Consider the following 20,475-nt stretch of genomic DNA (forward strand, 5'->3'; position numbering starts at 1 on the left):
TAAAAAAGGGGCTGGATTTTGCATGTTGCAAAAACATCTGATATGTTGAATTAAAGAAAATCAGCCAAAACACATGTATTCACTTCACAATAAACGACTTAACCTATATTGAAATATTTAATGTACCTATCAATAATTATTCATATGCAATATGAACTACCGGAGAAGATAAAGGATTTTATCATTACCATGTTACTTAACAAAAAACTCAGTACCCATGGTTAAAACACTAACTCTGCTCATTAGTTTAGCAATATTAAGCAGTTCTGTTTACGCACAGATTGAAAAAAGTACTATAACATTACATGGTTCCATTTTTGGTAATATCGGAACGACTCAAATTGAATCCAATTCACCATACCTGTCCTATTCCCTTGGTTTTAATCCCGGAGTTGGTTATTTTATTGTCGATAATTTTGAAGTTATTCTCACACCCAAACTGGTCATATCAAATTCTGAATATTCAGGATCAGCATATAATGGATTAAATCTAGCTTTCGGTGCCGGAGTCAATAAATATTTCGGATCAAAACCGTTATTACCATATGTAGGTGTTATGATAAGCCGTGGAAACGAAAGGTCTGATTGGGGTGGATCACCTCTCTCTGTGACGATTATAACACAAGGTGTTTTGGAAGCCGGACTTGCCTATTTTATTAATGAATCAATATGTATAAAGTGCAGCCTGAATTACACCCATTCAAACAGCAAATACCTAGGGAATTATGGCGAGGATGACTCTACCAGCAGCATCACAAAAAGGAATAATATTAACTTCGGATTTGGTTTTGGTTTCTTCCTTTAATTGTTTTTAAGGTTTTTATCCTGTTACTTTTCATAAAAAAGCACTCTTCTGCATAAATCAATCGCCTAAAAAAAATAAATTTGCAGTTATTGTGTTATTATGTAAGTAAACCGTTAACATTCATCAATTTTGAACCGAAATATTAAGGCCCACATATATATTCTTCTGGCGTTGATTTTAGTTGCTGCAGGGTGTTCAACCAGCCGCAATACAAGACTTTCGCGCTCTTACCATGAACTGACATCCCGTTACAATGTATATTTTAACGGAAACGAAGCGTTCCAGAAGGGGAAAAAGAGAATTGAGGATGCCCTTCAGGATGATTATTCACAAATCCTTCCGCTTTTTCCATACAGTGTGCATAGCAACCTGGGAAAATCAGATAAAGAGATGGATTATGCCATTGAAAAAGCCAAAAAGCTGATAAAAAAGCATAGCATACGGAGTAAACCGAAATTCAACTCATCCCGTTCGAATGACAAGGCCTACGTGGAATGGTTTCGTCAGGAAGAGTTTAACAGTATGGTTGATGATGCGTATATGCTGATGGGGAAGGCTTATTTCTACAAAGGTGAATTTCTGGAGTCTATTGGTGTTTTCAATTATATAAGACGTCATTTTTCAACACAGGATGTGAAATATGAGGCAGAATTATGGATGGCACGTGCCTATTCGGAAATGGGTTGGTACTATGAAGCTGAAGATATGCTTAAAAAAGCCAACGATGACAATTTCCCGTTTCAGCTGGCAGGAGAGTTTGCTGTGGTATCTGCCGATCTGGCCTTGAAGAGAAAGCAGTACAAAGATGCCATCCCCTATTTAAAAGATGCTATAGCAGAACAGAAAGATAAAAAGATCAGACGCCGATACCTGTATATTCTGGCTCAGTTATACCAGGAATCGGAAAATTATGAAAACGCTGTGGCAACTTACAATCAGGTTCTGCGGATGAGTCCGCCCTATGAGATGGAGTTCAATGCGAGGATACGCCTGACGGAGGTCTTCCAGGGTAAAGGGAATGCAGAAGGCATCAAAAAGGAATTGCGAAAAATGATCAAAGACGAGAAAAACAAAGAGTATCTTGACCAGATATATTATGCCATCGGGAATCTGGATTTTTCTCAAAATCATCTGGAAGATGCCATAGAGAACTATGAACTCTCGGTTGAAAACAGCTCCAGAAATAACATTCAAAAAGGCTTGTCGCAATTAACGCTGGCCAATATTTATTTCGACCGCGGTGAATATCGTCTGGCACAGCCACACTATGCCGGCGCTGCTACGGCCTTTGGTGATGATTATCCCGGAGTCCGCAACATCCGTAATCTGGCCAATGTGCTGAACCAGATGGCTGAGTACTTTGAAGTCATTGAGTACCAGGACAGCATGCAGATGGTTGCTTCTCTTACGCCACAACAACAAAATGCATTGATCGACGGCATCATTGAAAAAGTGAAAGAAGATGAGAAACGTGCTGCTGAAGCTGCTGCCAAAGGAGAATCCATTCTTAATCTTCCCGGGCAGAGTGACTGGTATTTCTACAATCCTCAACTTGTACAAAGAGGAAGAGATGAATTTCAGCGGATATGGGGAAACCGAAAACTGGAAGACAACTGGCGCAGAAGCGTTAAGATGAGTACCGGTTTTGGAACCTTGGCCCAGAACGATGAAGGACAGGCAGATACGGCTCAGGTTGTGGATAATAAAACCAGGGAATTCTACCTGCAAAACATCCCTTCTTCGGAGCAGGATATTAAGGCGTCGGACAATAAAATCGCACAGGCATTATTTGGTTTGGGTGAGGTCTTCCGGGTCAACCTGAATGATTATGATAAGGCGATAGATTATTACAACCAGCTGGTAAGCAGATTCCCAAAACACGACAAAGCTCTGGATGCCTATTTCGGTCTTTACAGGTGTTACCTGAAAAAAGGTGATGATGCGCAGGCCAGTATTTACAAACAGAAAATTATTGATGATTATCCAAACAGTCGCTATGCCACTATTTTGTCTGATCCGGATTACATGAAAAAGCTGGAACTGGCAAAGCAGGAACAGGATTCGCTGTATGAGGCATCGTATAAAGCATACATGAACGGAGATTTTAACGAAGTGACGTATAACTATCGTCAGATCATAGAAAAATATCCGGATACAGAACTGAAGCCAAACTTTATGTTCCTGAATGCACTGATTACTGGTTCTGATGCAGATTCGGCAGAGGTTTTCCGGAAACAGCTGACGGAGCTGCGCACGCAGTATCCTGAAGAACGTGTTTCGGATCAGGCCAAAAATATTCTGGCGCAGCTGGATGCCGGCAAGAAACTGTCGGGAACAGGTGCCACTCCGGGATCTTTGCTGAAAAAACGGGATGAGCTGCTGGAACAGCTGGGCATGGAAGAATTTGTGGATACCACAGGTGTTTTAAACGAATCGGGCGAACGTTCGTTATATACATATGATGAAGATGCGCTTTACTATTTTGTAATGCTTATTCCTTCGGGCAGGGTAAATGAGAATCAGTTCCTATATGAGGTGGCTCGATTTAATTTTACCAAATTCCTGATTAAGGACTTTGACCTGTCGTGGCTGAATTACAATCAGGATACAACCATTCTGATTATTAACGGTTTCAACGGACTGGATGAAAGTTTATGGTATCAGCGGACATTTATTCTGGATCAGTCGTTATACGAAATTCTGAGTGCCATACCATATGAACGTATGGTGATATCAGATCGTAACTTCAGGGCCCTGATAACAACAAGGGATCTGAAAACGTATAAACAGTTCTACGATAAATTTATTAAGCCGAAAGAAGGAACCATCCAGGATCCTTTTAAAAAGGATGCTACGCAGAGCAATGAACCACCGGGTGATGCGTTAAAAAACTGAACGCACTAAATAAGAAAACGGAATACTATGGATGACATAAAAATATTGTGGGCTGACGATGAAATGGACCTGCTTAAACCGCATGTGATGTTTTTACAGGGCCGTAACTATAATGTAGTGACTGTTCTGAGCGGTGATGAAGCCATTGAAGCCTGTAAGAAACAGAGTTTCGATATCATTTTTCTGGATGAGAACATGCCGGGACTTACCGGACTGGAAACACTGGAAGGCATCAAAAAAATTGATCCGGGTGTACCTGTGGTGATGGTGACCAAAAGCGAGGAAGAGAATATTATGGATGAGGCCATTGGTGGTAACATCGCCGACTACCTTATTAAACCGGTTAATCCGAACCAGATGCTGTTGTCCATCAAAAAGAATGTGCAGTCGCGTGAGATCCGGAGTCGCAAAGTGACCTCTGACTACCAATCCACTTTCACCCAGCTTAGTCTTGAGATAAACGATTCCATGGATTGGGAAGACTGGATGAAAGTATATGAAAAACTGGTATTCTGGGAGCTGGAACTTGATGGTACCAACAACCCGATGAAGGAAGTTTTACAGATGCAGCAGAACGAAGCCAATCATTCATTTTGCAAATTCATCAGCAAAAACTATGTTTCGTGGTTCACCAGCAGGCCTGAAGACAAACCAATGATGAGTCCTGACCTGTTTAAGGAAAGAATATTTCCACTGCTCGACAAGGGTGAAAAGGTGTTTCTCATCGTTATTGACAATCTGCGTTACGATCAGTGGAAAGACATCAAGACCATTCTCAGCGAGTTCTACTCCTTTGATTCTGAAGAACTGTACTACAGCATTCTGCCCACGGCAACACAATATGCAAGAAATGCGATTTTCTCAGGATTGATGCCCGATCAAATAAAAAAGATGTTCCCTGATTACTGGGTGGATGAAGATGAGGAAGAGAGCAAAAACAACTACGAGGATCAGTTACTGGGCACTCAGATTGAACGGTTCAGGAAAAAATACACCCATTCGTATAATAAGATTTTTGATACTGCTGCCGGGGGAAAGCTGGTAGAGCAGATCCCAAATCTCTTGCACAACGATATCAACACAATTGTGCTCAACTTTGTGGATATGTTATCTCATTCACGAACCGAATCAAAAACCATCCGCGAACTGGCATCTGATGAAGCCGCATACCGTTCGCTGGCAATTTCATGGTTTAAACATTCCTCAACGATAGAGATTTTTAAAACACTGGCAGAAAAGGACTGCAAAGTTATTGTAACAACGGACCATGGAACCATTCGTGTGAAAAACCCGATTAAGGTGGTTGGTGATCGCAATACCAACACCAATCTTCGTTATAAGGTTGGTAAAAACCTGGGGTATGACCGCAAAGAGGTGTTCGACATCAATCGTCCGGATCAGATTTCATTGCCATCCATCAATGTGAGCTCAAAATATATTTTTGCCTATTATAACGATTTTTTTGCCTACCCCAACAACTACAATCATTATGTGAATTATTACCGCGATACTTTCCAGCACGGCGGAATATCGATGGAAGAGATGATTGTACCGTTTGTGGTAATGAGTCCTAAAAAATAATTATGGAGCTTAAAATTAATACGTTAAAAGATATTGATCGTGTTGCCGGAGAATTTGCAAAAGCCATTGGCAACTCCAATGTTCTGGCTTTTTATGGTAAAATGGGAGCCGGCAAAACTACTTTTATTAAAGCACTTTGCAGGCACTTAAAGGTGGTGGATCAGGTGAACAGCCCGACTTTCGCAATCGTAAATGATTATGAAACAGAGGGAGACTCACATATTTTTCATTTTGACTTTTACCGCATTAAAAATCTCGAAGAGGCTTACGACTTTGGTTACGAAGATTATTTCTACAGCGGAAATTTATGCCTGATAGAATGGCCGGAACTGGTGGAACCTATTCTACCCCAAAACACGCTGGAGGTCAAAATAGAGGTCAACGCTGATGGTACCAGAACGGTAATCTTTTAAACAGAATTCATGAAACATTTCGTCATCATACTACTTTCCTTTTTACTTCTTTTTTCCTGTAAAAACACAAACAAACAGACTGAACCTGCAGAAATAATTGATACAGATACTGTACCTGAAATTGTAAACCTGGAATATGGTTTACCGGTAGACTCATTTAACGTGATACACAGCAGGGTTAAACGGAATCAGTTTCTGAGCAATATCCTGAGCGGGTATGGTGTCAGTTATCAGACCATAGATAAACTGGCCCGGAATTACAGGGATGTTTTTGATGTAAGAAAGATTAAAGTTGGTAACAGATATGCCGTATTTCAGACTTTGGATTCAATACCGGAGATTGTCTATTTTGTATATGAAAAATCAGAATCGGAGTATGTGGTATACGATTTCAGAGATGGGGTACAGATTTATACCGGACAAAAACCGATTATAACAGAACGTAAAACAGCATCCGGTGTTGTCACCAGTTCCTTATGGAATACCATGGTGGATAACGGATATAATCCGATGCTGGCCGTTGAACTTTCGGATATTTACGCCTGGACCATTGATTTTTTCGGTATTGAGAAAGGTGATCGATTCAGGGTTATTTATGATGAAGAATTTGTGGATTCCACATCACTTGGAATATCAAGGATTGTGGCCGCAGAATTTGTGAACCGTGGCGATCATTTTCTGGCTATTCCATTTGAACAGGACAGCACAATCAGCTTCTACGATGAAGAAGGCAACAGCCTTCGCAAAGCATTCCTGAAAGCACCACTAAAGTATTTTTCGCGTATCAGTTCAGGCTACAGTTTACGACGGTGGCATCCGGTTCTGCACTATTACCGGCCGCATCAGGGAATTGATTATGCAGCCCCCTCGGGAACGCCGGTACTCACTATTGGAGATGGCACGATTATCAAAAGAGGCTATCAGAAAAATGGTGGTGGCAACTACCTTTATATCAAACATAATTCGGTATACACAACCGTATATATGCACCTGAAAAAGTTTGCCAACGGGATGTACGTAGGGACACGGGTAAAACAGGGCCAGGTAATTGGTTATGTTGGCATGACCGGACTGGCAAGTGGACCTCACCTCGATTTTCGTGTGATGAAAAACGGAAAACTCATGAATCCTCTAAAGGTAAAGGCACCTCCTGTTAAGCCCATTCTTGAAGCCAACAGGGATAGCTTTGACGTGGTGAAGAAAAACACCATAGATATGCTCAAGGCAATTGATTGGAATAAACCGGAAAAAGAAGAGTAAGTCCGTTACATTCTTATTCCGGATCAACTGATCTGCAAAGCAATTCCACACCGGTAAAGTTGATTAATGTAAAAAAGCCACCTGCTTAAATCAACAGATGGCCTTTCGATTGGGAGAAAAGAACAACTATTTTTCTTTGCTGTATGGCCAGGCCATAATACCGCCCTCCAGTACCTTCACGTTTTTATATCCGTGCGCTTTTAAGAGGACAGCAGCCTCATAGCCACGCAAAGAAATTTTGCAATAGGTTATGATTTCAGTGTCTCTATCTTCAGGAATTTCATTAAGCCGTTTTCTTAGCATTCCGATGGGAATCAATGTTTCACCAATTCCTAAGCGGGTTTGCTCATATTCGTCAGCACCACGGGCATCCAGAATAAACAGCTTGTCCTCCCTGTCCAGCTTCTCTTTTAACTCCATGGCTGAGATACCTTCAAAGATACCTTCCATCTTATTCTGCAGTAAATGCGCAGAGGCAATGCTATGATCAATAGCAAGCGAAAATGGCGGTGCGTACGGGAAATCCGCATTTGCCATATCATAAACGGTAAGATTACCTTTTATTGCTGTTGCCCATATTGCCAGTTGCTTACTCACATCACCGGGACCTACACACTGGGCACCAAGGACTTTCCCTGTTTCCTTTTCTGCCACAAGCTTGGTTACTAAAAGTTTCCCATCCATAAAACCGGGCTTATCGGGACTTGCATTTATTACTTTCACATAGTCTATGCCAGCTTCTTTAGCTTTTGTTTCCGACAGGCCCGTAATCCCTATGCCATAATCAAAAAGTTTGCAAATACCTGTTTGCATGGTTCCCGGAAACGTCTTGGTGTTTCCCATAATTACGTTTTCCCCTACTACCCTTCCTTCTAAATTTGCAAGATCACCATATGGTGCCAGAACATTCTTTCCGGTAATAATATTGGTTATCTCACAACAGTCACCGGCAGCATAAATATCAGGGTCAGAGGTCTGCATATATCCATTCACAGCTATTCCACCCAATGAACCGATTTCCAAACCAGCTTCGCTCGCCAGCTTTACATTCGGTCTGACCCCAATGGCTACAACAGCCAGTTCACAGGGTATTTCTGTTCCATTCTGAAGCTTTACAGCTGTTAGTTTTCCGCCTTCACCCTTGAATTCAGCCACCCCGTTTTTAGTGATTACATTGGCTTTTGTTTTCAGGTAGTTTTCCACCAGCTTGGCCATTTTCCAATCGAGGAAAGTCAGCAACTGGGGTAACAACTCAACCATCGTAAGCTCTATTCCTGCAAGATTCAGTGCCTCCAGAGTTTCTATACCGATAAGGCCACCGCCAATGACCACGGCTTTTTTCACCTTCCCTTCGTCCCGGATTTTTCTCAGGTAATCTGCATCTTTCATGGACTGTAAAGTTGTTATGCCCTCCAGGTCTGTACCGGGAATAGGAGGCATATTTGCCGTGGCTCCGGTTGCCAGTACCAGTTTATCGAATTGCTGACAGTCCTTTTCACCACTCACCAGGTCTGTGAATTCCACACATTTTTTCTCCCGGTCAATACGGGTAACTTCGGTATTCACTTTGGCAACTATTCCTTTGGCATTCCAGTAAAATTTCGGGTCACGCACCACGCCTGTAGGTGTACACAATAACTTATTCCTGTCATCGAAAAATCCTCCCACATAGTAGGGAAATCCACAGGATGCCATCGACAGGTCAGGTCCTTTCTGTATCATTGTTATCTCTGCAAATTCATCCATCCTTCTGGCTTTGGCCGCAGCTTTGGGGCCTGCTGCAGAACCGCCGATTACAATAATTTTTCTATTCATTTCTCTGGGTCTTTTATGGTTATTCTGGTTAATCTAAACCAATTGGGAAAATAGTGGTTTCAGTCTGACCTCAATAAATTCAGGCAGGCGAACCGGCTGACGGGTTTTCTTACTGACAAATACAATGGTTGAATCTGCCATGCATATCAAATCATTATTTTCATTCCTGATCTCAAATTCAAAACCCATCCTCACCTCAGGAAACTGCGTCACTTTTGTTGAAATGGTTAACACCTCATCGTACCTTGCCGGTTTTTTGTAGGAGATCCGGAAATCAATTACGGGAATCATGATGTTATTTTTTTCCAGCACAAAATCATTAACTCCATGCTGTCTCAGCAACTCGGTTCTGGCCTCATGACAATAACTCACATAATTGGCATGATAGACGTAACCCATCTGATCCACCTCACCATAACGCGGGCGTAATCTTATTTCTCCATGAATCATGTTAATTCATGCTGAGGTTGCTTATCATCACGAACAATGTATACCATGGTGCTTTCAGGCATCGTCATGATTTCGTGTTCCGTATCTTCTCCCTTTACCCATTCCGTCAGTACGATTGGAATGAATACCATTTTCCCGGTTAAAACCACGACTTTTATTCCGGGTTGTACTGTTCTCATCGTAACTTTTATCTGATAACCTTTTGCGGGAGCTGCATTTTCCCTCTCCACGTCCTGTTCCTGAGCCTTTCCCCTCAGGTCCTCTACCGTTTAAACCTGGCATATTGACCTCCTTTTTATCATTTAACACTATACAATAACGAGAATATTCTCACTACAAATATATTGAGAATATTCTCGTTATAAAAATAATTCAGCAGGAATTATTAAACGTAAACGTTCTTTTTGATCATAAAAAAACCGTCTGCAGCAGAGGCAGACGGTTTTTGTTCCGGTTCATCCCGGTCTATTATTCTTCGAACACATTCCCATCGGCGTTATTCGCAAATGTATTGCCTGAGCTTGTCAGTTGTGCTCCGCTGTTTACATATATGGCATAACCACCGCTGTCGGAAATCATTGAATTTGTTACTTCAAGCTTACCGGACTTTATGAAAACAGATGCAGGATCGTTACAGCAATAAACATAGTTTCCACCGGCATTTGTAATGGTTGCGTAGTCTATCTTATTGTTCAGACTGTTGGTTTCGGTATGAATACCTCTCCAGTATCCCTGAACATCTTCAAAGCCGTACAGGCTTACATTTTCACCTTCAGAACCTGAAATGTTCAGAATTCCATCATCAAAGACACCAAGTCCGCCATTTTCTTTAAATACCATTTCCACTCCGGCCTGTATCTCAAGCTGTGCTTTTACATCCACAACATAATCCACAAGGTACGGTATAGACTGATCCGGTTTGGTTATGACAACCGGATTATTCACTTTGGATCCGGATATGAATGTAATATAATTTTTAGTGGCTGTCGTACTGTTGTATTTTGAGTCTGTATCCAATTCACCGGCCCGTTCAATGGCAATCAAAAGGGGTTCATCTTTCGCCTCCACATCCACATTACTGTATGATGTAAATGTGAAATTATCGGTGGCATAAATACCGATGGCGCCACTGGTAACATTTAAATGGTCCACGCTACATTTTCCTGACTTAAAATATAATGCAGAGGGATCAACACAACAATAAACATAATTGAAACCTGCATCGTATACATTCAGGTAATGCAACTGATTATTCAGGCTGTTGGTTTCCATATGTATACCTCTCCAGTAACCTGTTACATTCTCTTTACCCTGAATGGTTACCGGGAGTGCATCGGTTCCTGAAACCTTAAGTGCTCCATTGTCGTACACCCCAATTCCGCCGTTTTCCTCCATTTTTATCTCCGTTCCTGCTTCTATGGTCAGCAGTTCCGTAACATCCAGTACCTTGCCTTCCATGAGATATGGTACATTCGTGGGTTTCCATGTTGTTTCAGAGGTAATTTTATCAGCCCACACAAAAATATTATCTGTGCCGTTACCGGTATAATCAGATCCTAACCCGTCGATGTCTGACAGCACGTTTGTTGAGAAAACAGCCGGGTAACCATCATGTGACGTAATGGTCACATCGGAATACTCTGCAAATTCAGATCCATTGGTTGCAGCCAGTCCCGTTTCCGCCCCATTGCTGATGGTTACATGATTCAGGGCCATCTTTCCGCCTTTAATAAATAAGGATGCGGGATCGTTACAACAATACACATAATTACTTCCGGCATCGGAAATCATCACGTTTTCAAGTCTATTACTTACCGATGATGATTCAACATGAATACCACGCCAGTATCCTTTACCCGGGTTATATCCCATGAATACGATAGGCTTGTCAGGATCACCAACTGCATTGACTGAACCATCATCAAAAACACCGAGTCCTGAATTTTCGGTAAAAGCGATGACTACGCCCGGTTCAATGGTTAATGCTGCCGTTACATCCATAACACAATCGATAAGATAATCGATCTCTGCCGGTCCGTTTTTCAAAGTGTAATCCGATTTAAACGTGTTACAGTCCAGGATTACGGTCTCAACCGGACCAGCAGTTGCGCCGGTACCTTCTTTTACCCACTTCTGTTCATTACCCGCTCCGGCAGAGCTAACCGAAATCATTAAGGTTGTATCATTTTCAAGGGTAATTTCTGCAGGATAGTAATTATTGTCACTACCCAGTTCTTCGTATGTGTACATATCACTACCTGCCGGAGTAATATCTTTCCATTTTATATCTCCGACGTTAAAAGACAAAACCTCCTTAACACTTAGAATGATCCCCTGGTTATTGGCTACTTTTATAACCATACCATCATTATTGACATTATTACTCTCCACACGAACCCATTTCCCCTGTAAGGCTTCAGGGACTTCGTTGTTATTATTTTCACAATCGCAGGTTTTCTCCTCACAGCTACTGAGAAATAAAAGGGTTAAAACAAATGTAAATAGGAAATACTTCTTCATACTATATAAATTTTAGTTAATACACAAGACTGCAAGCATCTGCCCAAAGGCGATGTACCTGAAAAATTAATAAAACTGTTTACTTAAATATGTGAGTACAGGGTCTTCCAAAAATGTGACAGAAGCCACTCTATTTAGGTTAACGTAGAATGCTTAACATTGTTTAAATAAAATATACACGACTTTCCCCAGGCCGGATTAATTGTTCATTTCAAAGTATTCCCGTGGTGGTTTACCATAAAATTCTTTAAAGCGTCGTGTAAAATAGGTGGGACTGGAGAATCCTGTTTCATAGGCAGCTTCCGAAATATTGCATTTCCCGCTGGCTATGAGTTTAACCGCTTCTTTCAGTCGTACGGCCCTGATATATTCTGTGGTGGAACAGTTGATAAGACCTTTCAGCTTCATGTGCAGGAGTGAACGGCTTAATCCCATTTCATTAACCAGATAACCGACATCCATAGTGGAATCACTGATGTTCTTTCTGATAATATTCGTCAGTTTCTCCATGAAACTCTTATCTGATTCTGATATATCCATGTCACTGATCTGGACATAAGCATCATTTTTAAACCGCTCAATCAGTTTTTTCCGTGTAGATATGATGTTCTCAATATTCTTTTCAAGAATTTCGGGGTAGAATGGTTTTTCAATGTAGTAATCAGCACCTGTTGACATCCCTTTTATGCGGTCCTCAACGCCACTCTTTGCTGTGAGCAGAATAACCGGGATATGTGAAGTATTGAGATTTGTTTTAATCTTCCCGGTCAGGTCGAAGCCGTTCATTTCCGGCATCATCACATCACTTACAATCAGATCGGGAATGATTTTTTCCATCTTTTTGAGCGCTTCAATTCCATTAAGTGCTGTAACCACCTGATAGTTTGGTTCCAGAACCTCTTTCATAAAATCAAGCAGTTCCCTGTTGTCTTCCACCACCATCACCAATGGCAATGAGGATAATCCATCTGAATCAATCCGTTTCTTTTCCTCATTAATGTCAAACAGCGCATCACTGTTCTCAGTGGCATGCTCGTACTGCAGGATGTGATCAAGTATTTCTGTTTTATCGTATGCTATTCTTGATGCGGGCAGACTTACAGTAAATGTCGTCCCTTTTCCAACTTCACTGTCCACCTTAATTTCACCTTTATGCAAAATCACAAGGCTTTTTACATAAGCCAAACCAATGCCTGAACCTTTACTCAGGTTTTCCTCAATCTGGAAAAAACGGTCGAAAACGCGATCCAGCATTTCAGGTTTTATCCCTCTTCCTGAATCCGATATTTTTATTATCAGGACGTTGTTTTCATAGCGTGATCGTGATTTTGAATTTACAATGCTGGCAGAAAATTCAACACGCCCTCCAGCTTCAGTAAACTTAAAGGCATTGGACAGAAGGTTAAAAACAATTTTATCCAGCTTGCCGGGGTCAACCCATACCATGGAATTTTTTACGGGCAGACTGGTCACAAAATCAATATCCTTTGACTCTGCAATGTTGCTGAATGAATCCGAGATTTCATCTACTACAGACCTGATATTGGTTTCAATAACCTGTAGCTTTTCCTTTCCGTTTTCTATTTTTCTGAACTCCAGCAACTGATTGATGAGCTGAAATAACCGTTTGGCATTTTTTTCCACGCCTAGCAGTTTTTTCCTGGAGTTAGGACTAAGTCTGTCCTCATCGATGATATACCGGATTGGCCCCAGGATAAGCGTAAGCGGTGTTCTTAATTCATGGGAAATATTGGTGAAAAACTCCAGTTTAACTTTATGAATCTCATCGGCGTGTTCTTTTTCACGGCGTTCCATTTCTATCAGCACCTTAGACTGTGCCAGATTTTTACCGACCTTATAAATGATATATGAAAAAATAAGAGCCAACAGGAAGTAGAGCATAAAGGCCCAGTTGGTAAGCCAGTATGGTGGTAATACTTCAATTTTTAACCGGGTATCATTTGTAAGTTCCTGTACATTATAACCTGATCCTTTTACATGAAATGTATAAGTACCCGGACTTAGGTTTGTATATGTTGCAAAGTCCCTGTTGCCAACATAATTCCAGTTTGTTTCAAAACCTTCAAGATAATAGGCATACTGACTTCTTCCACTTAATGAATAATTCAAGGCTGAATACTCAATGGTAAAAACATTCTGATCGTAGCGTAAAACTATTCTATCGGTCTCATTAATCGACTTTTTCAACGGAGACTTTGGTCCCGGACGTACGGAGGTATTAAATAACTGAAACCCGGTCATCACTACACCATTCTCTTTCACCGTCTGAGGATTTTCCTTTTCATTAAACGAAACCATCCCGCTGTTACCGCCAAAGTAAATGTTGCCACTGTTGTCGGTAAAAGATGCCCTGTAGTTAAACTGGTTAAATGGTACTCCTGAATTACTGTCATATAAAATACTGACACCGCTCTCAGGATTAAACTTTACAAGACCTTTATCACTACTTGCCCAAAACCAGCCATCGTTACCTTCTTCCAGACTGAACATCCATGAAACGGGAAACCCAGTTTCAGTATTAAACTTTGTTATTCTGTTTGCCTTTATATCATAACAGGCGAGTCCCTGATAGGAATCACCAATCCAGATTCGCCCCTTGGAATCAGCCTTAACAAAATTTATGTTTGTCATTCCGGGAATTCTATCAAAGAGCTGTATTGACTTTGTATCCAGGTTGTACCTGTAAATATTTTCCAGCGAAGAGAGCCATAGAATGTTACCAGTCCTGGTCATACTCTCAATCTGAATATTCCGTAAGACATCATCCTTCAGCCTGGAAAATCTCTGACTATTAGTATCATACAAAGTCACACCATAAGTTGAGGAAATCAGTACTGTGTCACCTACTTTCAGAAATGAATAAATGTTGTCAGAAAGAATCTGCGGAACATTGTTTTTATTCAGATGAGCTATTTTTCCCGATTCTGTATCCAGTATATTAATTCCACCCGTATATGTGGCAATCCAGAGTTTTGTATCACTAACAAAAAGAATATCGTGCAGATTATTATAAGACAGCCCTTCTTTCATGGTATAATGCCTGACCTCACCTGTTGTCAGATCAATTTTGTTCAGTCCCATGTCTTCCAGCCCCACCCAAAGATTGCCATTCCTGTCTTCTGTCAGGCAACTTACCACGTTACCTCCAAGGTGCCAGTCCCCGAAACCGGAATTCCAAGTCCTGAAGAATTTATCTTTTGCACTCCAGAAATTAACGCCTCCAAAATAGGTTCCCAGCCACATATTTCCATCTTTATCGCAGAAAGCATCATATATGGGATCTGTATTCAGACCCTGTGGGTTTGCGGGATCATAACTGCAGATTGTGTTTTTTTCCTGTAATACATCATAGATGCTTATCCCTGCTTCCGTCCCTATCCAGATTCGATTCTGATTATCCTCTTTCAGACAATGCACCAGATTATGCGGAATTGTATACGGTTCAGGTTGATCCTTTGAAAACTGCTGATAGCTGTTATTATCAGGATTATACCTGAAAACCCCATTATTCTCTTCACCAAACCATATCCGGCTTGCTTTATCAAGATAAAACAACTGTAACGAAGATGATGTATTTAACTGCGGAAGCGGACATATTTTGAATACCGAAGAACTAAAACTAAACCATATCAGCTCATTTGAATTGGTCAGTACTGCCAGATGATCTTCATCACCAAGGGATGATAAATAGGTATAGCCGCCAGCTGTCTTAAACTGAGGGATTAATTCATTTATACTCTTTTTTTCCCCGGAGACAGGATTAAGATGGAAAATTTCTTTAGACGTGCTGATCCAAAACCCATTCCGGGTAACGTTAAACGACTGGATGTCCGGAATGCTGTTAAGCAAAGCATATGCTTTAAAAGTCTCCAGATCATTATCGAAAACAAAAAAACTCCCCTGATTTGTTCTTGCTATCAGCAGGGAATCATTATAATAAAACAGCTTATTACAAAATATTTTAACTTCTCTGCCATCTTCATCATAGGCCGGAAAATCCTGAAATTGTTTACCATCAAAACGGGAAACAGAGATACGTGTTGCCAACCAGATAAAGCCATATTTATCCTGTGTTATGCTTTTTACATATGAAGATGGCAGCCCCATCTCATTCGTAAAATGATAAAACTGTACAGATTGATCCTTCCCATGTAAATTATGGTTCAGATTTAAAAAGAATATAACAGCTATAACCCAACTGAAAACTTTCATTGCTGACCGGCAGATTTTAACATTTAAACTTTGGCCTCATAACACACATCCCAAAACTACAGCGTTGCATAACCGCTATGCTGTAAGGTTGTAAATTTAAATGTTTCTGTCAACTTTTTATAACTATCGGAAGAATAATCTGACGCTTTATCAAATAGAAGTGATTAAAATGTATACAGATTTTGTCCTCCATGGCAGGATGGAGAACCTTCAAATTCCGAGAAATACCTGTGAATGAGATTATACAATTTCGGGTCATACCGTTTTAATTCATCACGCGTATTTAACTGGTTGTGTTTCCCGTCCGTTTTTGGCACTTCAGCATTCACATTAAACCAATCCTGAATTCCTTCGGCCCAGTATTCATAGATATTGGTTTTGGCGTATGTATTGGCATACAAGCCATTTGCAACAGCCTCATCCAGATATTGCTGCAGGGTGTTGTTGAAGGTGGAATCAATTGGTGCGATCCCTATCAGATGAATGGCATGTGCAAACTCATGAATCAGGATATCTTCTGCATGATACTTATCGATCTGATAACACAACAGGTTTTCCTCTGCACATGTTGTCAGGGGCAGATTCATATCGCCTCCCAGCCCTCTGGCCCGGAGATCCCAGTTTAAGGTGGTATCATTGGCCAGATCAGCATGTTCAGGGATGTCTGTAGTTCCTTCATACCGAGCCATGACACCGACCCTTGCCCCTGCATGCTGCATTTGGGTCAACACTTCTTCAGGCAGATCATTGGTCATGAACATTACAATCTTCCACGCCTGTACCAGGGCCGAATCGGGTACCCTCCATGATGAAATGACAGGAATACCATTGGCACCCATGTATTTTTTATAAAACGGATCCAGCTTTAAAACCAAAGGTGGTTTTGTTATTTCCGGCGGAATATTTTTATCCCCAACAATACACTGCCCGTAAGAACTTAACGGTAACAGTACAACATACAATAATGCGACTAAATATATTGAGCGTTTCATCATTTCATCTTTTTATGGTTAATATTATTTCCCCCATTTCGGCGGCAGTTGGTTAAACAAGGTTTTCACAAAAAAGTCCCTGCGTTTGTGTTCGCCATAATCCCCTCCCAGTGTATGGTTTGATCCGGGAAGAACCACCAGTTCAAAATCTTTCTTCGCCTTTATCAGGGCATCTGCCACCTGCATGGTTGATGCCGGATCCACATTATCATCCACCTCACCAACAATCAGCATCAAATCACCCTTTAATCTGTAAGCATTATCCACATTGGAACATTCTGCATATTCCTTCCCTATCGGATAGCCCATCCATTGCTCATTCCACCACATTTTGTCCATGCGGTTGTCATGACAGCCACAGGATGAAACGGCCACATCGTAGAATTCTGGATGAAACAATACTGCTCCTGTAGAACTCTGTCCACCTGCAGAACCTCCGAAGATACCAACACGCGTGGTGTCCATAAACGGATGTGTTTCTGCTGCAGCTTTGATCCAAAGAATTCTGTCGGGAAAACCTGCATCCTTCAGGTTTTTATAGCATACATCATGAAAGGCTTTCGAGCGGTTTGACGTTCCCATACCATCCATCTGAACTATGATGAAGCCCAGTTCTGCCAGTCCCGAAAACGGGTAATTGTAAGGACGGAAACTTTTCTGTGCAAATGATCCCTGTGGACCTGCATAGATGTATTCTATAATCGGATATGTTTTCTCCGGATCAAAATTAGTAGGAAAATAAATATTACCCCAGATGTCTGTTTTGCCATCCCTTGCTTTTGCAACAAAAACCTCCGGTTTACGCCAGTTTGCAGCCAGTAAATCTGAGATATCAGCTTCTTCAAGTGTTTTCAGTATTGTTCCGTCAGCTGTTTTCCGCAGTACGGTAACCGGTGGTGTATCAACAGTAGAATAGGCATCGGTGAAGTATTTGTAATCGGACGAAAAGGTGGCATCGTGGTTCATCTTTTCAGGTGTCAGATCCTTTAATCCTGTGCCATCGAAATTGATGCTATAATAATGGATAAAATACGGATCTTCTCCCTTATTCATTCCTGAAGCAGAGAATATGATGCTCCGGTTATCATCATCCACATGCTCTACACCTCTTACCAGCCAATTGCCTTTGGTAATCTGATTTTTTACCTTACCTGTTGCAGCATCAATCAGATACAGATGGTTCCAGCCATCTCTTTCCGATGCCCAGATGATTTCCTTTGATTTATCCAAATCATGGCGAAAATGTTTCCCGCTGTAATCGATGAACGTTTTACTGGTCTCATCAATAATTACCCGAACGTCTCCTGTTTCTGCATCAACTTCGGCTACCTGGTAAACCTGGTGCCCGCGCTGATTGAATTCAAACGTAAAAGCTTCACTACCCGGCCACCATTTAATTCCAAACAACGAAAACTGGTTCTCAAAAGGCTGACTATTGACCGGTATTTGCTTTAAGTCCTCCACATTAAAAAGACAAGGCTTAAGTATCGGAAGTGCGTCACCCGGTTTCAGGTATTCTCTTTTTTCCAGTTTCGGCTGTAACTGATCTTTAGGTGAAGACTCCACGAAATAGATGTAGTGTTTTTCGTTTGGACGTACTTTGTTGACTGCAATTTTTTTGGAATCCGGGGACCAGTCCATATGTCCGGAATAAAACTCTCCGGCAGAACCGTCGAAACTCAACTGTGTTTCGGATCCGGATTTCAAATCCTTCAGCCAAACATTATATTCCCTTACGTATGCTTCCCACTTTTCATCAGGCGATTTAACGGGATCGCTTTTATACTCCCCGTCAGTTTCTCCCCAGTGACGGTTGCCCCAACCTTGAACATCGCCTTTTATGTCAACTTTATATTTTTTCAGATCACATTCCAGCCTTTTATCACCTGCTTCAAAGGCAATAGCCTTACCATCTTTAATGAACCTTAGGCGTCTGAGATTAAGTTCAAATGGTTTATAGTCTTTCTTCAGGGATTCATTCAATGCTTTGCACAATTTTTCCTGGTCGAAGGCCGGTGTAATTTTCAAATGCTCTGCATCCACCAGTTTATACTCAGTTCCTTTACGGGTCTTTATACTGTACCAGAAAACAGGTTTATCCTTTACCCAGTTTACATCAGCATAGGCATTATAAACCAGACTTCCGAATTTAGCTGTAGAATCTGCCCTGGCATAATCTTCAGCAGTCACCTGTGCAAAGCTTGCATAATGTGCAACAAAACTTCCCAAAAACAATAGTACTACTAACCTTTTCATCCTGTAAAAATTATATGTTATTCGTTATGTCCTTGAATACTACAACCTATTTTTTTTAATCTGACCATCAATACCCCATGTGCCGGAATTTCCTTTTTCAATTGTTCCTCTGTATCACCAATTGTTTTATGATCCCAAACATCATATACCTGATATACATTCCGGCGGATGCTTACGTCGCGTACAAAATACATCGTATGTTTCTTCCAGTCGTAATCCAGTTTCCACGGTTTATCGGTCCGGTTCAGAAAGCAAACCGCTACCTCACCATCGCTAAGAGGTTTTGCCCATATTTCGTGCTCCCCCATATCCATGAACTTACGCGCCTGATCACCTTTCGAATCCTGATTAACGGCAATTACATCTTTATTCGTTAGTATTTTTTTTGTGCTTTGACCCATCGTTCTGAGATCGTTGCCAGCCATGAGAGGTGCCGCCAACATGGCCCACATGGAGAAATGTGTGATGTATTCATCTTCAGTCATCCCTCCGTTTCCGACTTCGAGCATATCGGGATCGTTCCAGTGTCCCGGGCCTGCAAATGGCCATAATTCGGCTTGTTTATCAATAATATCCAAAACACCAAGACCTCCCCAGTCAAAGGTACATTCATAACAATCTCTGATGTCTGCAGTCGTCCGCCATAAATTTCCAATGCCTTCTCCCCATTCCCATGGTTTACTCTCACCCCATTCGCAAATAGAGAACACAATTGGTCTGCCAGCTTCCTTCAACGCATCGCTCATCGTTTTGTACGCTGCTTTGGCATCCTGACCTTCATTATAGCACCAGTCGTACTTCAAATAATCCACACCCCAGGATGCATAGGTCCTGGCATCCTGAAACTGATACCCCCTGCTTCCGGGTCTTCCCTGGCATGTTTTAGAACCTGCGCAGGAATAAATACCAAATTTAAGTCCCTGATCGTGTATATAATCGGCCAGTGCTTTCATACCCGATGGAAAGCGTTCCGGATCCGGAATGATATTGCCAGAACTGTCACGGCCCGTCTGCCAGCAATCGTCAATCACAATATATTCATATCCGGCATCACGCATACCACTGATAACCATGGCATCGGCCATCTCCATAATCAGTTTCTCACTGACATTACATCCAAACTTATTCCAGCTGTTCCATCCCATTGGCGGAGTAGCTGAGATTACAGCGTTATCCTGGGCCTTTAAAGTAAGAACCTGTGTCATCAGCACGAAAACGAGCCCTGCTGTGACGTAATGCCATTTGTTCTTCATAT

13 protein-coding genes are annotated in these 20,475 nt (G+C 41.4%); 5 read left to right on the forward strand and 8 right to left on the reverse strand.

Translation table 11 applies throughout. The features are described from left to right. The first annotated feature begins 217 nt into the window (after positions 1-217). From ACE1EF_RS06150 to ACE1EF_RS06170, 5 genes are all read left to right on the forward strand, one after another. On the forward strand, positions 218-805 hold the full coding sequence (locus ACE1EF_RS06150; RefSeq protein WP_375719752.1) for a hypothetical protein: 588 nt from the start codon (positions 218-220) through the stop codon (positions 803-805). A gap of 129 nt (positions 806-934) precedes the next feature. Then, a complete protein-coding gene (gene porW, locus ACE1EF_RS06155; RefSeq protein ID WP_375719753.1) occupies positions 935-3,700 on the forward strand; it encodes a type IX secretion system periplasmic lipoprotein PorW/SprE in 2,766 nt (921 codons plus the stop codon). A 27-nt stretch (positions 3,701-3,727) separates the two neighbouring features. Then, a complete protein-coding gene (porX, locus tag ACE1EF_RS06160; RefSeq protein WP_375719754.1) occupies positions 3,728-5,281 on the forward strand; it encodes a T9SS response regulator signal transducer PorX in 1,554 nt (517 codons plus the stop codon). 2 nt (positions 5,282-5,283) lie between these two features. Beyond that, positions 5,284-5,694 (forward strand): tRNA (adenosine(37)-N6)-threonylcarbamoyltransferase complex ATPase subunit type 1 TsaE, encoded by a 411-nt coding sequence (tsaE, locus tag ACE1EF_RS06165; RefSeq protein ID WP_375719755.1) that lies wholly within the window; start codon positions 5,284-5,286, stop codon positions 5,692-5,694. Positions 5,695-5,703: 9 nt separating this feature from the next. Next, positions 5,704-6,954 (forward strand): M23 family metallopeptidase, encoded by a 1,251-nt coding sequence (locus ACE1EF_RS06170; protein ID WP_375719756.1) that lies wholly within the window; start codon positions 5,704-5,706, stop codon positions 6,952-6,954. Positions 6,955-7,080: 126 nt separating this feature from the next. Here ACE1EF_RS06170 and ACE1EF_RS06175 read toward each other — a convergent pair whose 3' ends face one another. The 8 genes from ACE1EF_RS06175 to ACE1EF_RS06210 all read right to left on the reverse strand — a co-directional run bounded on the left by ACE1EF_RS06175 (position 7,081) and on the right by ACE1EF_RS06210 (position 20,473). Then, positions 7,081-8,769 (reverse strand): FAD-dependent oxidoreductase, encoded by a 1,689-nt coding sequence (locus tag ACE1EF_RS06175; RefSeq protein WP_375719757.1) that lies wholly within the window; start codon positions 8,767-8,769, stop codon positions 7,081-7,083. Between the two features lie 33 nt (positions 8,770-8,802). Further along, positions 8,803-9,219, reverse strand: coding sequence for an acyl-CoA thioesterase (locus tag ACE1EF_RS06180; RefSeq protein ID WP_375719758.1), 417 nt, complete (start codon positions 9,217-9,219; stop codon positions 8,803-8,805). Between the two features lie 54 nt (positions 9,220-9,273). Continuing rightward, positions 9,274-9,501: a DUF5320 domain-containing protein gene (locus ACE1EF_RS06185; RefSeq protein ID WP_375719759.1), complete on the reverse strand. Its 228-nt coding sequence runs from the start codon at positions 9,499-9,501 to the stop codon at positions 9,274-9,276. A gap of 186 nt (positions 9,502-9,687) precedes the next feature. Next, positions 9,688-11,739 (reverse strand): hypothetical protein, encoded by a 2,052-nt coding sequence (locus tag ACE1EF_RS06190; RefSeq protein WP_375719760.1) that lies wholly within the window; start codon positions 11,737-11,739, stop codon positions 9,688-9,690. A gap of 198 nt (positions 11,740-11,937) precedes the next feature. Next, positions 11,938-15,972 (reverse strand): hybrid sensor histidine kinase/response regulator transcription factor, encoded by a 4,035-nt coding sequence (locus tag ACE1EF_RS06195; protein WP_375719761.1) that lies wholly within the window; start codon positions 15,970-15,972, stop codon positions 11,938-11,940. 164 nt (positions 15,973-16,136) lie between these two features. Beyond that, positions 16,137-16,967: a hypothetical protein gene (locus ACE1EF_RS06200; RefSeq protein WP_375719762.1), complete on the reverse strand. Its 831-nt coding sequence runs from the start codon at positions 16,965-16,967 to the stop codon at positions 16,137-16,139. A gap of 21 nt (positions 16,968-16,988) precedes the next feature. Next, the gene (locus ACE1EF_RS06205) at positions 16,989-19,220 is read right to left on the reverse strand and encodes a S9 family peptidase (RefSeq protein WP_375719763.1); all 2,232 of its coding nucleotides are present in this window, start codon (positions 19,218-19,220) and stop codon (positions 16,989-16,991) included. 17 nt (positions 19,221-19,237) lie between these two features. Continuing rightward, complete coding sequence (locus ACE1EF_RS06210; RefSeq protein ID WP_375719764.1) at positions 19,238-20,473, reverse strand: glycoside hydrolase family 27 protein; 1,236 nt, start codon at positions 20,471-20,473, stop codon at positions 19,238-19,240. Positions 20,474-20,475 lie beyond the last annotated feature (2 nt).

Origin of the sequence: Quyinboa sediminis (assembly GCF_042219855.1) — a bacterium.
GTDB lineage: Bacteria > Bacteroidota > Bacteroidia > Bacteroidales > UBA5342 > JBHJHP01.